This is a genomic window from Serratia sp. AKBS12, from assembly GCF_024793895.1.
Classification (GTDB): domain Bacteria; phylum Pseudomonadota; class Gammaproteobacteria; order Enterobacterales; family Enterobacteriaceae; genus Serratia_F.
In genome coordinates this window covers 16336-31475 of the sequence record NZ_JANUSB010000009.1, presented here as the reverse complement: position 1 = coordinate 31475, position 15140 = coordinate 16336, and the positions used below count along the sequence as shown (strand labels likewise).

General features: G+C 55.8%; 13 protein-coding genes and 1 riboswitch. Of the genes, 7 read left to right on the top strand and 6 right to left on the bottom strand.

The window, feature by feature from the left end; translation table 11 throughout:
- Positions 1-37: 37 nt before the first annotated feature.
- Positions 38-232, top strand: a riboswitch (Lysine riboswitch).
- Between the two features lie 116 nt (positions 233-348).
- Both lysC and panS read left to right on the top strand, forming a co-directional pair.
- A complete protein-coding gene (lysC, locus tag NYE85_RS06505) occupies positions 349-1716 on the top strand; it encodes a lysine-sensitive aspartokinase 3 (protein WP_259003855.1) in 1368 nt (455 codons plus the stop codon).
- 143 nt (positions 1717-1859) lie between these two features.
- The gene (gene panS, locus NYE85_RS06500; protein ID WP_259003854.1) at positions 1860-2783 is read left to right on the top strand and encodes a ketopantoate/pantoate/pantothenate transporter PanS; all 924 of its coding nucleotides are present in this window, start codon (positions 1860-1862) and stop codon (positions 2781-2783) included.
- 31 nt (positions 2784-2814) lie between these two features.
- Here the strand turns inward: panS and NYE85_RS06495 are convergent, their stop codons facing one another.
- Positions 2815-4464: a Na/Pi cotransporter family protein gene (locus tag NYE85_RS06495; protein WP_259003852.1), complete on the bottom strand. Its 1650-nt coding sequence runs from the start codon at positions 4462-4464 to the stop codon at positions 2815-2817.
- Positions 4465-4775: 311 nt separating this feature from the next.
- Between NYE85_RS06495 and NYE85_RS06490 the strand changes: the two genes are divergently transcribed.
- Positions 4776-6029 carry an FAD-dependent oxidoreductase gene (locus NYE85_RS06490; RefSeq protein ID WP_259003851.1) on the top strand — a complete coding sequence of 418 codons (1254 nt, stop codon included), beginning with the start codon at positions 4776-4778 and terminating at the stop codon, positions 6027-6029.
- Positions 6026-6298 (top strand): 4Fe-4S dicluster domain-containing protein, encoded by a 273-nt coding sequence (locus tag NYE85_RS06485; RefSeq protein ID WP_259003850.1) that lies wholly within the window; start codon positions 6026-6028, stop codon positions 6296-6298. Before NYE85_RS06490 ends, NYE85_RS06485 begins: the two co-directional genes overlap by 4 nt.
- Here the strand turns inward: NYE85_RS06485 and NYE85_RS06480 are convergent.
- The 5 genes from NYE85_RS06480 to NYE85_RS06460 all read right to left on the bottom strand — a co-directional run bounded on the left by NYE85_RS06480 (position 6295) and on the right by NYE85_RS06460 (position 11906).
- A complete protein-coding gene (locus tag NYE85_RS06480) occupies positions 6295-7233 on the bottom strand; it encodes an electron transfer flavoprotein subunit alpha/FixB family protein (RefSeq protein WP_259003849.1) in 939 nt (312 codons plus the stop codon). The genes NYE85_RS06485 and NYE85_RS06480 overlap by 4 nt on opposite strands.
- Positions 7230-8033, bottom strand: a complete 804-nt coding sequence (locus NYE85_RS06475; RefSeq protein WP_259003847.1) for a hypothetical protein — start codon at positions 8031-8033, stop codon at positions 7230-7232. The genes NYE85_RS06480 and NYE85_RS06475 overlap by 4 nt, the downstream gene beginning before the upstream one ends.
- 12 nt (positions 8034-8045) lie before the next feature.
- Complete coding sequence (locus NYE85_RS06470; RefSeq protein ID WP_259003846.1) at positions 8046-9380, bottom strand: MFS transporter; 1335 nt, start codon at positions 9378-9380, stop codon at positions 8046-8048.
- Positions 9381-9596: 216 nt separating this feature from the next.
- Positions 9597-11051, bottom strand: a complete 1455-nt coding sequence (locus NYE85_RS06465; RefSeq protein WP_259003844.1) for an FAD-binding oxidoreductase — start codon at positions 11049-11051, stop codon at positions 9597-9599.
- 69 nt (positions 11052-11120) lie between these two features.
- Positions 11121-11906, bottom strand: a complete 786-nt coding sequence (locus NYE85_RS06460; RefSeq protein WP_259003843.1) for an SDR family oxidoreductase — start codon at positions 11904-11906, stop codon at positions 11121-11123.
- On the opposite strand from NYE85_RS06460, the gene NYE85_RS06455 reads away from it, so the two are divergent.
- From NYE85_RS06455 to NYE85_RS06445, 3 genes are all read left to right on the top strand, one after another.
- Positions 11788-12045, top strand: coding sequence for a hypothetical protein (locus NYE85_RS06455; protein WP_259004157.1), 258 nt, complete (start codon positions 11788-11790; stop codon positions 12043-12045). The genes NYE85_RS06460 and NYE85_RS06455 overlap by 119 nt on opposite strands.
- A 316-nt stretch (positions 12046-12361) precedes the next feature.
- Complete coding sequence (locus NYE85_RS06450; protein ID WP_259003842.1) at positions 12362-13642, top strand: nitrate/nitrite transporter; 1281 nt, start codon at positions 12362-12364, stop codon at positions 13640-13642.
- Positions 13643-13662: 20 nt separating this feature from the next.
- The gene (locus NYE85_RS06445) at positions 13663-15111 is read left to right on the top strand and encodes an FGGY-family carbohydrate kinase (RefSeq protein ID WP_259003841.1); all 1449 of its coding nucleotides are present in this window, start codon (positions 13663-13665) and stop codon (positions 15109-15111) included.
- Positions 15112-15140 lie beyond the last annotated feature (29 nt).

The following is a 15140-nucleotide window of genomic DNA, read 5'->3' as shown; positions in this document are numbered from 1 at the left end:
CGGCTATTCCTAACAGCCTACTTGCGCACCCAATGCGCAAGCCAGAAGAGGCGCGTCACCCAGGTAGAGTGTCAGAGGAGCCGTTTTCCACAGACGGCACTGGAGGGGGAGTGACGCCGAGATACGCTGCATCGCGGCATGCGGTATATCGACTACAGGGGCTGAATCCCTTGGGTTGTCACCATGGTCGCCCCTTTCGGGGCGGTCAACAAGGTGGGGCGCTTCTGGGTGTATCGTAGCATTAACCTCTACGCCTGCTCCCTGTTTACCGCTCTTCCCTTGTGCCAAGGCTCTGGAATTATCCTGCCGTACGAAACGGCAAACAAACCCTGACACGAGGTTTTTTACATGAATCAAGCAGCACCCCAATCCCCCACCGTGGTGGCAAAATTCGGCGGCACCAGCGTCGCTGATTTTGAGGCCATGAACCGTAGCGCCGACGTGGTGCTGAGCAACCCTGCCGTTCGGCTGGTGGTGCTTTCCGCTTCTGCGGGCGTGACCAATCTGTTGGTGGCATTGGCTGAAGGCAGCGAAGCCGACAAACGCTCATGGCACCTCGACGAAATTCGCCGCATTCAATACGCCATTCTCGACCGGCTCGACAACCCGACGGTGATCCGCGAAGAAATCGACCGCATGCTGGAAAATATCGCCATGCTGTCAGAAGCGGCGGCGCTGGCTACCTCTCCGGCATTGACCGATGAGCTGGTCAGCCACGGCGAACTGATGTCCACCCTGCTGTTTGTCGAAATCCTGCGCCAACGTCAGGTTGCGGCGGAGTGGTTCGACGTTCGCAAGGTGATGCACACCGACGACCATTTCGGCCGCGCTACCCCGGACAGTGCGGTACTGAAGGAGCTGGCACGAACGCTGCTTCAGCCGCGTCTGCAACAGGCGCTGATCGTCACTCAGGGTTTTATCGGCAGCGAGCCAAAGGGGCGCACTACCACACTCGGCCGCGGCGGCAGCGACTATACCGCCGCATTGCTGGGCGAAGCGCTGAATGCCAGCCAGGTAGATATCTGGACCGACGTACCGGGCATCTATACCACCGATCCGCGCGTGGTGCCGTCAGCCAAACGCATCGATGAAATCACCTTTGAAGAAGCGGCAGAGATGGCGACCTTCGGTGCCAAAGTGCTGCACCCGGCAACCCTGCTGCCAGCGGTGCGCAGCGATATTCCGGTGTTTGTCGGCTCCAGCAAGGATCCGGCCGCCGGCGGCACCATGGTGTGCAATACCACCGACAATCCACCGCTGTTCCGTGCGCTGGCGCTGCGCCGCAAGCAAACCCTGCTGACGCTACACAGCCTGAACATGCTGCACGCGCGCGGCTTTCTGGCAGAGGTGTTCAACATTCTGGCGCGCCATAATATTTCCGTCGATCTGATCACCACCTCGGAAGTCAGCGTTGCCCTGACCATGGACACCACCGGTTCGACCTCCACCAGCGGCAGTCTGCTGACCACCTCGTTACTCACCGAGCTATCATCGCTGTGCCGAGTCGAAGTGGAAGAGAATCTGGCACTGATCGCCTTAATCGGCAACAAACTGTCCCAGGCCTGCGGCGTCGGCAAGGAAGTGTTTGGCGTGCTTGATCCGTTCAATATTCGCATGATCTGCTACGGCGCCAGCAGTTATAACCTGTGCTTCCTGGTGCCGGGCAACGACGCCGAGCAGGTTGTCCGCACCCTGCACCATAATCTGTTCGAATAATTTCTTATTACCTCATTGCGGGCGCAGCATCGCTGCGCCTCTACATCTAAAAATCAGCCCATAACCGTAGAGGCTCAACCGAGCCTGCAAAAACACAAAAACACAACCATACCACCGTTCCAATTTGGCAAAGGAAACCAACCATGCTGGCACTTTTCACCCGTTTGTTCCCCTTGTGGGCAGTGGCGCTTTCCGTCGCCGCCTACCTCACGCCGACCACCTTCACCGGTATCGGCCCCTATATCAGCACGCTGCTGATGCTGATCATGTTTGCCATGGGCGTTACGCTGCGGCTGGACGACTTCAAGCGCGTACTGTCACGCCCAGCGCCGGTGGCGGCGGGCATTTTTCTGCATTATCTGATTATGCCGCTGGCGGCCTGGCTGCTGGCGATGCTGTTCCATATGCCGCCGGATCTGTCCGCCGGCATGGTGCTGGTGGGCAGCGTGGCCAGCGGCACCGCATCCAACGTCATGATTTATCTGGCGAAAGGTGACGTGGCGTTGTCAGTGACCATTTCAGCAGTATCGACGCTGGTCGGCGTGTTTGCCACCCCGCTGCTGACGCGACTGTACGTCGATGCCGAAATCAGCGTTGACGTGCTCGGCATGCTGCTCAGCATTCTGAAGATCGTGGTGATCCCCATCGGTCTGGGCCTGATCGTCCACCACCTGTTCAGCAAAACCGTCAAACGCGTTGAGCCTCTATTGCCGGCGCTGTCGGTGGTGTGCATTTTGGCCATCATCAGCGCGGTGGTCGCCGGCAGCCAGGGGCATATCGCTTCGGTCGGTCTGATAGTGATTATCGCGGTGATCCTGCATAACGGCATTGGCCTGCTGACCGGCTACTGGGGCGGCAAACTGTTTGGCTTTGACGAATCAACCTGCCGTACGCTGGCCATTGAGGTCGGTATGCAGAACTCCGGCTTGGCGGCGACGCTGGGCAAGATTTACTTTTCACCGCTGGCGGCATTGCCGGGCGCGCTGTTCTCGGTCTGGCACAACCTGTCCGGCTCGTTGCTGGCGGGCTATTGGTCCGGACGACCGGTGAACAAGGCAAAAAAATAAGCGCTTGCCGGGCGCGCACGCGCCCGGCCATTTACAGCGTGCTTGGGGTATCTTCCCAATCGCGCTCGTCATCACGCTGGTCCTGATCCAGCACGTTATACGCCACCGCGCAGAACAGCGAGTTTAAACGTTTCATATCACCCAGCAGGCCAAGATGCAGCGAGCTGGTTTCCATGCTTTGCACGTTCTGCTGATGCAGACGATCGACGTGAGCGTGGGCGTAGCGCCGGTCAAGAATACGGAAACGGTGTTTGGAGCGGCGCAGCCGCTTGGCACTGGTCAAATCGCCGGACAGGAACACCGACAGGCTCAGCCGCAGGTTGGTCACCAGTCGGTCGTGCAAGGTATCGAGTTCGGTCAGCCCTTCTGGAGAAAATGCCCGCCGCGCCCCATGCGACTTGGCTGCCACATCCCCGGTCATGCGTTCGATGATGTCGCCGGCCTGCTCCAGGTTGAGCGCCATTTCGATGATTTCCGCCCAGCGGCGTGAATCTTCTTCGCCCAGATCTTCTTTCTGGATCTGCGCCAGGTACAGTTTGATCGCGGTGTACAATACGTCCACATCGTCGTCCAGACGGCGTACTTCCTTATCCTGCCCCAGTTTGCCGTGCAGCACTTCGTGATGCAGTATCAGCATGTGCTCCACCACGTCGCCCATGCGCAGCGTTTCCCGCGCCGCATTGGCCAATGCCAGTGACGGCGTATCCAGCGCGCTGGAATCCAGATGCCGAGGCCGCAGACGCGGATCGTCTTCGGGCGCATCGGTAATCAGCATCTGGCACAGACGCGCCATCGGAGCCGCCAGTGGGATGAAGATCAGACAGCGGATCAGGTTGTAAAACACGTGAAAATAAATCACCAGTTCCTCCCCCTGCACCGGTAATTTTTCCATTGCATCGGCCAGATAAGACACAAACGGCAGCACCAGCGCACTGCCTAACAGTTTGAACAGCAGACTGCCCAGCGCCACGCGGCGGCCGGCGGCGTTCTGCCCGCTGGTATTGATGGTTGCCAGCAACCCACTGCCCAGGTTGGCACCGATCACCAGACACAGCGCGACCTTCAGGGAAATTACGCCCGAAGCGGTCAGGGTGGCGGTCAGCAGCACCGCAGCCAGGCTGGAATAACTGATGATGGCGAACAGCGCACCGGTCAGCGCGTCGAGCATCACGTCACCGGTCAGCGATGAAAACAGCACTTTCACGCCGGCGGCCTGGGTAATCGGCGTCGCAGCAGCGACAATCAGCTCCAATGCCAGCACGATCAGGCCAAGACCAATCGATACTCGCCCCATCTGACCGGCACGCGTTTGCTTGCGGCTGAGGAAGAAAATGACGCCGACGAAAATCAGCAGCGGCGAAAGCCAGGAAAGATCGAAGGTCAGTACCCGCGCCATCAGCGCGGTACCTACGTCGGCGCCGAGCATGATCACCAGCGCGGGTGCCAGCCCCACCAGCCCCTGCGCGACAAAGGAAGTGACCAGCAGCGCAGTGGCGTTGCTGCTTTGCACCAGCGCGGTTACGCCAATGCCGGAGGCAAACGCCAGCGGTTTTTTCTCGACGCTGTTGCTCAGTACGCGGCGCAAATTGGCGCCGTAAACCCGCATGATGCCGGTGCGGACAATGTGGGTACCCCACACCAGCAGCGCAACGGCAGAAAGCAGGTGAAGAAGGGTCAGCACGGAAGGAACGCTCCATTGACGCCCGGCAGGCACCACAGGCTATCCCGCCTGCCAGACGCCAGTTAAGCAGGACAGCGGCAAATTATGTCGTTCTATCTAGAGAGAGGGAGAGCTCACCATACAATGATCAAACGGTGCAACGGCGAAATCATGCAACTACCCGAAAACTAACAATTTCTAATTGTAGCCCAATTTGGCTGCCCTCGGGTGGGAATCGGCCTCGGGAGTGTAAAAACTGTGCAGAATCAATGAACGTTAGAGCACGAATGTTATTCTAACCGTTACACTTCAACCCTTGGTAAACAATGCTGATGGAACACCCAGGTTTTGAGGCCATTATCGTTGGTGGTGGCGTTGCGGGCTGCACGGCGGCACTGCTGTTGGCACGCGCTGGCATCAATACCTTGTTACTGGAACGGGGCACTCAGGCGGGCAGTAAAAACGTCAGTGGTGGCAGGTTGTACACGCACGCCTTGGCAGAACTGTTGCCGGATTTTGCCGCCTCCGCCCCGCTGGAACGCCATATCATCCAGGAAAGGCTGTCGATGATGAGCGGCGAAAGCGCGTTAACGCTGGATTACCGTCATACCTTGCCCTGTTCCTACAGCCTGCTGCGCGCTCGTTTCGACCCCTGGCTGATGGCGCAGGCGGAAGCCGCCGGGGCGCAATGTCTGGCCGGCGCTCTGGTCGATGAACTGATCGTGCAGCAAGGACGTATCGTTGGCGTAATGGCAGCAGGCGAGGCGTTATATGCCAACACCGTGATCCTGGCGGAAGGGGCCAATACGCTGCTGAGCGAACATGCCGGATTACAGCCGAAGCCACCGGCAGCAACGATGGCGATCGGTGTGAAAGAGGTGCTGGCTCTACCGCGTGAACGGTTAGAAGAGCGTTTCGCCCTGGAGGATAACCAAGGTTGTGCCTGGCTCTTCGCTGGTCAGCCCACGCAGGGCAAAGTCGGCGGTGGTTTCCTGTATACCAACCGCGATAGCCTGTCGCTCGGCGTAGTATGCAATCTATCCAGCCTCACTGAGAGTCAGGTTGCCCTGCCGCAGATGCTGCAACAGTTCAAACAGCACCCCGCCATGCGGCCTTTGCTGAAAAACACCGAGCTGCATGAGTACAGCGCCCACCTGATCCCCGAAGGGGGGATGGCAAGCATGCCACCCCTATTCGGCCCCGGCTATCTGTTGGTTGGCGATGCAGCCCGGTTGTGTATCAATACCGGACATAGCGTGCGGGGCATGGACCTGGCGATGCTATCGGCACAGGCCGCGGCACAAACCTTGATTGCCGGGCAGGAACTGCGGCATTATCCCTTGCGGCTACAGCAAAGTTCGCTCTGGGCGCTAATCCGGCAGTATCGGCGTCTGCCGGAAATGATGCTGCAATCGCCGCACTGGTTTAGCCGTTACCCACAGTTGGCCACGGACGTGTTGCAAGAGATGTTTGTGATCAATGGCGATGCCCCCACACCGTTGTGCAAGCTGCTGTGGCGCCACGCGCGCCGCATCGGGCTGAAGCAATTACTGAAAGATACCCTCAATGGAGTGCGCTGTTTATGATCCAGCCCGATCTCAGCCGCAACCGTTATCAGGTGGCTCACGCCAATCCACATATTATCCTGGCCGATGTACAGGAGCGTATGGTGTTGATGCGTTTGGCGATCGCCTGCCCGGCCGGATTATATCGACTCCAGCCGGACGGCAGCCTGCACTTCGACGTGCAGGGCTGTCTGGAATGCGGCACCTGCCGCCTGCTGTGTGGGGAGGAAACCATCACCCGCTGGCGCTATCCGCAGGCCGGTAACGGGATTGAATTCCGCTTTGGTTAAAGGGCTTTCGCCAATGCCGCGAGTACCTCATGCATATCACCCACAATTCCCACGTCGGCCTGGGCAAAAATAGCCGCCTGCGGATCCTGGTTAATCGCTACAATCAACTTGCTGTGGCGAATACCGATGGCGAACGCTGGAGCACCTGAGACCCCGGCGGCAATACACACTTCGGGCGCAATGATGGCACCGGACATGCCCAACAGGCGATCCATCTTGCACCAGGCGTTCATCACCACCGGTCTGCTGGCGCCGACCTCCGCCCCGATGCGGGCGGCCAACTGCCGTACATTGGCTACCTGCCGAGCGCTGCCAACCCCTTCTCCGATAGCTAATACATAACGCGCCCGACTTAGTGACGACTCTGCGGGCTGCGGTGAACTGGCCGAGTACAGTAGCCACTTTGTATCGGCTATACTGGTTGGCTCAAAGCGTTGGGCAGCAACCGGGCTGGGCCCTGTTTCCACCCTTGCCGCACCGCTGCGGGCCACGCTCAGGCACCAAGGTTCCTGCGTCATAGCCAGTTCGGCGGCAAGATGGTTACCGTAGGCCGCTTTGGTGACCCGGCATTCCGCACCATTAATCTGCGCCTGCTCCACGGCACAACAGGCAGAACCGCCACACCGATAGGCCAGACGCGTTGCCCACTCTCCACCTTCTTCGCCAGCAAACAGCATGAGTCGTGGTTCGAAGGCGTGCCACATCTGCTCCAATACCGCTATTCGCGCCTCTGCCAGGCGGGAAACGCTAGCCCAACGTATTTGCGCCACCCCACCGCCCAGGCGTGGCAGGGTCTGTGGTACTTCATCGCTGAATAGCCACAGTTCCACGCTCGTGGCGGTAAGCTGGCTCCGTTGCAGGAACTGATTGATCTGGCTGGCCTGGGTATGAAAACCAGGGGCATCCGCATCCAATATCAATGCAATATTCATCATGTCCCCCTGTCGCGGAGATAATCCTGGCACAGCAGTTGCACTTTCTGCTCCACGCTGTCTCCCTCGATCAGTATCCCGGCGCGCCGATGTTCCAAATACGTTAAGCCACACAAGTACACATCACCGGCAGGCGGTTCCGTCATCATCAAATCGGTAGGTGATAGACGCTGGATCTGCCGTTTAGCCGCCACCAGTTTCTGCTGCAACGTGGGAACGCGTAGCGCACTCGCCTGCTGCGAGTTCCCGACGGCCAGCACCAGAGGAGGCATTACCGTCAGCACTTCCTGGCCATAGGCGGTTTGCCGGGTCACCCGTAGTGCTCCCGCCTGCTCGGCCGCAGCTAATTGGCAAACGCCGGTAATACAGGGCCAGCCGAGGCGTTCTGCCAACATCAACGGAGTTTGGTTATTTTGCCCCTCGAGGCTTTGGGCACCCATGACGATCACCTGCTGCGCGGCAATCTGCTGCTGATAAGCCGCGACCAATGCGGCAACCGTTGCAGGATTAAAACGTAGATCCCAATCTGCTGGAGGCTCAATGCGTACCGCCTGCTGGTATCCCAGCGCCATCAACGGCTTCAACGCCGATTCGGCCATCGCATCGGCCACCGTCAAAACGCTCAGGTTAAGGCTGATCTCATCACGCAGCATCAGCACCATTTCCGCCGCGCTTTCGTCATAACCGCTTAACTGACGCCGGGCAAAGCGGGTGTCAATCTGTAACCGTTCATCGGGCTGCCAATCGCTCCGCGCCAACATTCCCAGATCCGGTGCGACCTTAATCGCCAACAACAGGTTCATCCGCTTCTCCGGTCAGTGGACGGTTAACGGCTTTACCGAGGAGGCGCCCACCAGCGTCATATCCTTGGTTTCCGGTGCCCACAAGATTGAAACTACCGCTCCCAGCACCAAAACGCCGGTCAGGATCAGCATGGTGCCTTGCAGACCCAATGAAAGCATCGACAGCGGTAGCAAGGCGGTACCAATAGCCGATCCGAGTCGGCTCATCGAGGTGGCAAAACCGACGCCCAATGAACGAATATCGGTCGGGAAACTTTCCGCCGGGAACACCCCGACCAAATTACTGACCGCCGAAATCGTCAGCGTAAAGACGGCAAACAGTACCAGCATTGCCCCCTGCCCTGGGGGCACAAAGGCCAATGCCGCCAGGCTGGCGGCCAATACCCAGAAAGCGCCGATCAGGAAGCGACGGCGCGGCAACCATTGGGTCAAGGCAATACCCATCACCGCCCCCACCATCAGCAAACCATTGAGCAGCAGGTCGGTAGCAAAGCTTTGGCTCTGCCCTAATGTGCTCAGGATCGAGGGGAGGAAGGTATAGATGGCGAAATAAGGGATCACCAGGCAAACAAAGAACAGGCTGTTGAATGCGGTGCGCCGCCAGTAACGTGGCGAGAATAAAGTGTGCATATGGCGTGCGGTTTCTACCGGGATTTCGTCATTGAGGATCACCTGCGGGCCAAAACAGCGCAGCACCACCAGATGTGCTTCGGCAATCCGCCCTTTGCGCATCAGCCAACGTGGTGATTCCGGCGTACCGATGCGTAACAGCATAATCAATAGCGCTGGCACGGCGCTTGAGGCCAGCAGCCAACGCCAGGACTCTGGCCCCAGGTCGGCTATAAAATGACCGGCAAACCCGGCAGCGACGTAACCTAACGTCCAAATCACGCTAAAGGATCCCAGCAGAATGCCGCGATGCTTACGCGGAGCGAACTCGGCCAGCATGGTATGGCCGACGGCATAATCACCTCCTAGCCCGATCCCTACCAATACCCGTAGCCAGAACAGCTGTTCCGGCGTAGTGGCAAAAAATTGCATCACGGAAGCCAACGTGATGATGACAAAACTGAAGCTGAAAATTTTCTGGCGGCCAATATGGTCGGAAACCCAACCCAATACCAGGCTGCCCAGGAACAGGCCTATCAGCGCTGAACTGCCGATCATTCCCTCCCAAAATGGCGTCAGCCCCATTTGCGGCTTGAGCTGGGCCAGCGCAAAACCAATCACCCCCAGCACATAGCCGTCGGTCAGGTGTGCGCCAAAGGTCAGTCCCGCCATTTTAAAATGAAAAGCGTTAAGCGGAATATCATCCATGCGCACTTGCCGAGGCAGCCGTGATGTCATCGTTACCCCCCAATTACTGCGCCAAAAAGACATGGCATGAGGGGCTAATTACGGCGATATCCCCCTCACCCCAACCCTCTCCCACAGGGAGAGGGTACCGTACGTGCCACAGCGTAAATACCGTACCCGTCCTCAATAGTAATCCTGCTTCAGATTGAACTCCGTAGCCGATAACAGCACCCTCTCCCTAGAGAGAGGGTTGGCATGAGGACGTCTTTATTTTTCAATTGGATAAATAGTGCCGGTATTCATGATGCCATTCGGATCGTAGACCTCTTTAAGCGCCTTGAGGATGTAATAGGCGCTGCCGTGCTCATCCTTGGTCCAATGCACCCGGTGCTTACCGATACCATGGTGATGTACCATTGAACCGCCCTGCTTAATGGTCTCTTCCACAATGATTTTATTCAGTGGGTTGTGATACTTGTCGATCTCTTCCTCAGGCTTGCAGTCCACCACGTTGTAGTCGTACACAAAGTACATATTGGTACCGTTGATGTAGCTATGTGACGAGTGGCCGCCCAGCATAGTGATATCACTGGCGTAGGGGAATTCATCGCGGATGCGGCGGATCACATTCTCGTAAATCGCATTGATACTGCCCCAATCACCGGAGACTTCGGTGGTGAAGCCCATATTGTTGGTCTTCATGATCTGCACACGCTCTGCGGCCACTTTTTCCGGGCCCCAGTTCAGATTGTTGAACCAGGCTTCAATCAACTTGCTGTCGACCTTTTTACATTCCGGATAGCGTTTGACGATTTCTTCAATCCCCGCACCGGTCGCCTGCGCAATCCCTTTGGCGCCTTCGGCCATAAAGATCAGCACGCATTTGCCTTCGGCGAAATGGGTAAAGTGTTGAGTGCCATCTTCGGCATCATACAAACGGGCGATGGAAGGCCGATAGCCTTCGACCATCACTTCACGCAAGATGTCGAAACCGGTTGGCATGTTGTCGAGAATGTAACCATAGAACAGGTTGTTTTCCGGCATGTATTTGAAGATTTTCACCGTTACTTCGGTGATAAAGCACAGCGCGCCTTCGTTACCGATAATCACATGGCGGATATCCGGGCCAGCAGCACGGCGGGGTACGTTTTTAATACGGGTGATATTGCCATTCGGGAACACCGCTTCCAGCCCAACCACCATGTCTTCGATCGCCCCATATAGCGTAGAGAACTGACCGATACTGCGCGTAGCGACCAGGCCCCCCATCTGGGCCAACGGTTTGGACTGCGGGGAGTGGCCGGTGGTGTAACCCTGGGCGCGCAATTGATTTTCCAGCACTTCTAGCGGTACGCCGCACTGCGCTGTGGCCTGCATATTGCGGATATCAATGTTAATGATCTTGTTCATCCCGGAGCCATCCAGCACTACGGAATTCTTCACCACCGTTTCCAGCCCGCCTTCAGTGGCCGAAGCCCCGGTGCGCGGTACGCCAGTAATGCCGTGCTTATTCATAAACGCCAGCACGTCGGAGACCTGTTGGGTATCGGCCAGCTTGACCACGGCCGCAGGCAGCGGCTGTGTAAACACGTCGTGAATATCGGCATATTTACGGAAGCGGTCTACGCTGTTTTTTTTCAGCACTTTTTCATCGGTAATAACCCGTTCAGAGCCAACAATTTCTTTTAACTGAACGACAATTTCTTCACGAGATAGAGACATAATCAACCCTTCCTACTTTAAGAATAGAAAAATGAGCTTAAGTAAAATTAAAAGGAACCCCTCATTAATTTAGCGAACCAAATACCCCCCATCGACTACCAATAAATGACCATTAACATAATCAGATGCACGACTGGCTAAAAACACCATTGCACCCATTAAATCTTGCGTTTCACCCCAGCGATTGGCTGGAATATGGTCAAGCACGCGCTTATTGGTTTCTGGGTTTTTACGTGTTTCTACCGTAATGTCTGTCGCATAATAGCCCGGAGCAATACCGTTTACCTGAATATTATATTGTCCCAACTCGTCACAATAGGCTTTGGTAAAACCCGCCAACGCATGTTTCGTAGCCGAATAAGCCGGTGACCATTGTCCGCCCAGATAAGAGAACAGAGAACAGATATTGATTATTTTCCCCTGTTTATTCGGGATCATGATTTTTGCCGCTTCATAGCTCAATTCAAAAGCGGCGGTCAGGTTAATATCTATCATCGGATCCCAGTCTTCACGGCCAAAGTCCAGCACCTTATTCAGCTTGCAGATACCGGCGTTGTTCACCAGAATATCCACCGAACCAAAGGCTTCCAGGCACTGGGCAATCACTCTGGCAGGCGCGCCTTTTTCCGTGATATCCACCTGCATGAACTCAACTTTAACCCCTTGCTGCTCAATCATTTCGCGGGTTTGCCCCTTATCCATGATAAAGCTTGGGATGAACAGATTGGCGCCGGCCTTGGCCAACGCCATGGCAAATGCCTGCCCCAGACCACTGTTACCGCCGGTGACAATAGCGGTTTTGCCTTTTAGCGAGAAGAAATCTAATGAGAATTCATTTAACGCGTTTGTTGACATGATGCTGCCCCTTGGTCTGGAAAAAATGCAAAAAAAAAGAGAAAAGCAACCTCCCCTGCGCTTGGCAGAGAAGTTACTTTTCTCATCGTCTCTAGTAACTGAAAAAAAAGTAACACATTCACTCCCGATTATTCCGTGATGACAATCACAAATTCATTTTTTGACGAACTGGCTTAAGATCAAGCTACGATGTTACTTATTCATTGCCGCTTAATACGGTGGGTTACTGCACGATTGGGATCTAACCTGATGGCTCTGCCGCGGTTTTGTGATAACTCTCACAGATGAATTACAGCTTGCCGTGTTATTTATTAACGCAGTTACTGAAAGAGACGAAGAGAAAAGTAACTTCCTGCACTGCGGGAAGCCTGCTTTTCTCTTTTTTTTGTTTAAAGCGATGTACCCAATAACGGTTAAATCAACAATTAATGGGTGTATTTATGCGGAACCTCACCATGGAAAAAAACAATCCCCACCGTTGGTTAACGCTGGCAATAATAAGTATCAGCGGCGGAGTAAGTTTCGATCTCGCCTATCTACGCTATATTTATCAAATCCCGATGGCCAAGTTTATGGGGTTCTCCAATACCGAAATCGGCCTCATCATGAGTACCTTCGGCATCACCGCGATTATTCTGTATGCTCCTAGCGGGATCATTGCCGATAAATTCTCTCATAGAAAGATGATGACCTTCGCGATGCTCGCCACCGGCTTGCTGGGGTTGCTGATGGCGGTTTACCCTCCGTTCTGGGTAATGATCCTGATCCAGGTTGCTTTCGCAGTCACCACTATCCTGCTGTTGTGGTCGGTCTCTATCAAGGCCGCTTCGCTGCTCGGCAACCATGAGGAACAGGGTAAAATCATGGGTTGGATGGAAGGGCTACGCGGCGTTGGCGTGATGGCATTGGCTGTCTTCACCATGTGGATTTTCTCACTGTTCGCGCCGGAAAACCCCAATAGCCTGAAAACGGTGATCCTGATCTACAGTAGCGTGTATATCCTGCTGGGGATCCTCTGCTGGTACTTTGTCACCGATGGCTTTGTCAGCAGTGACGAGACCGAGAAAGCGCATAAATTCAGCCTGGGGGATATTCTCTCCGTACTCAAAATCAGCACCACTTGGTATTGCAGCATGATCATCTTTGGCGTCTATACCATCTACGCCATCCTCAGTTACTCCACCAATTACCTGACCGAAATGTACGGTATGACCCTGGTCGCCGCCAGCTATATGGGGATCGTGATCAACAAAATCTTCCGGGCCATGTGCGGGCCACTCGGTGGGCTCATCACTACCTACACCCGGCTGAAATCACCGACGCGGGCCATTCAGTTACTGGCGCTAGTGAGTATTGCCACTCTGGTTATATTGCTGATCACCAACCAGAGCCCAACTTCTGTGGCCGTGGGGATTGGCCTGATCCTGTTACTGGCCTTCACCTGTTACGCCTCACGCGGGCTGTATTTCGCCTGTATCGGCGAAGCCAGAACGCCAAAATACATTATGGGTACCACCGTGGGGATCTGTTCGGTGATCGGTTTCCTGCCCGATGTGTTTGTTTACCCGATTATCGGCCATTGGCAGGATACCCTGCCCGCCGCCGAGGCCTATCACAACATGTGGCTGATGGGATTAGGTGCTACCTGTCTGGTCGTCGTGTTCACCTTCCTGCTATCTAATAACATCAGGCGCGCCGGCGCCAAAAACACAACGATACGGCCGGTCACCGAATAATTATCTCAAGGAGTTGCGATATGAAGAGCAAGTATCTGATGGGTGTGGACGTAGGCACGCAAAGCGCCAAGGTAGTGATTTTTGATCTGGACGGCAACGCAATTTGCGAAGGGAAACAGCAGCTACGCAAGATGGATATTCCGGCCCCGCTGCTGGCAGAACATCCAGATGATGATCTATGGGACTCACTGAAGGTCGCCTTCCGCCGTGTCATGCAGCGTTTCGACGAGCGGGGTGGTAAACCGCAGGATATTCTGGCGATGGGTATCTGTATCGTACGCTGCTGCCGGGTATTGTTGCAGGACAACGGTGAACTTGCCTATCCGGTGATCAACTGGATGGACAAGCGTCTGAACAAACCCTATGAATACATCGATGCCTATCAAGGCGTACGCTATGTGACGACCACGTCGGGCTACATCACCCATCGCCTGACCGGCGAGTTCAAAGATACCTGTGCCAACTACATTGGCTGGTGGCCGATGGACAACGATACGCTGGACTGGAGCACCGATCCCGCCGCGTGGCAAAGTTGCAACCTGACGCGCGACATGGTGCTGGACGTGGTGAAACCAGGTGAGATCCTCGGTCATATTACCCCACAGGTCGCCCAGCAGCTTGGCATACCCGCTGGTATTCCTGTGGTCGCTACCGCACATGACAAAGCGGTTGAGGCGTTGGGCGCCGGCTCGCTGGATGAAGGCGTGGCGTTGCTCTCCCTTGGTACCTATATTGGTGCCATGGTCCACGGCCATGCCAACGTGAAGGACGCACAAAACTTCTGGCCGTTCCAGGCCTCGATCCCCGGGCGTTACCTGTATGAATGCATGGGGGTGCGCCGCGGTATGTGGACCATCAGCTGGTTCCGCGATCAGTTTGGCGCGGCCGCGCTGGCAGATGCCCAAGATGCCGGGACCAGCATTGAGGAGTTGTTGAATCAGGAGGCAGAACGCGTCCCTGCGGGTTGTGAAGGCCTGATCACCGTACACGACTGGGCACCACCATCAGAAGCGGAGTTCCGTAAAGGAGCGATGATCGGTTTCGATGGCCGCCACACCCGCGCCCATATGTACCGGTCGGTGCTGGAGGGTATTGCCTTCACCATGAAGAACCATATGGACAAGATGGCGTTGGAGCTGGAAACCCCGTTCAAGCACCTGATCATTTCTGGCGGCGGGGCCAACAGCGATCTGTTTATGCAGATCTTTGCCGATGTATTTGGCATCCCTACCAGCCGTAACGTGATGAAAGGTTCGGCGGCGGTTGGCTGCGCCATCAATGCCGGGATGGCCGTGAACGTCTTTAGCGATTACGAACAGGCTGCGCAGAAACTGGTGCGAATGGGGGACAGTTTTACACCGAACATGGATAACCACCGGTTCTACCATCAGCTGAACCAGCAGGTGTATCAGCAGGTGAACAAACATCTGGATCCGCTGTTACAGGCACTCAGCCCATTGGTCGACTAAAAAGAGCGAGGGCACCCACGTACGGTGCC